General features: G+C 43.5%; 1 pseudogene. It reads right to left on the minus strand.

What is annotated here, in order from left to right:
• Positions 1–276 (minus strand): annotated as a pseudogene (locus R0J87_RS20050) (hypothetical protein); the annotation flags it as partial.

Consider the following 276-nt stretch of genomic DNA (forward strand, 5'->3'; position numbering starts at 1 on the left):
GGCTGCTTGAGCTAAAGAAGCCAAAGTTTCTCGATCTTCATGACCGGGTTCACCACTATGACTATAGAGATCGACCAAACCTGGAGCTAAAATTAAGCCATCTGCGTCTCTTACTTCAGTGTGTGAAGGATAATCAGTAATTTGAGGAGCAACCTCTTGAATTTGATTATTCTCAATCAAGACATCGGCGACTTGTTCATGATCCGACGCTGGATCGAGAAGGCATACTTGTTGTAAGAGTTGCGTTAACGCTGAATTTTGATCTCCGCTGTCCAT

It is taken from the genome of Halomonas sp. SIMBA_159 (assembly GCF_046536035.1).
Lineage (GTDB): Bacteria > Pseudomonadota > Gammaproteobacteria > Pseudomonadales > Halomonadaceae > Vreelandella > Vreelandella venusta_A.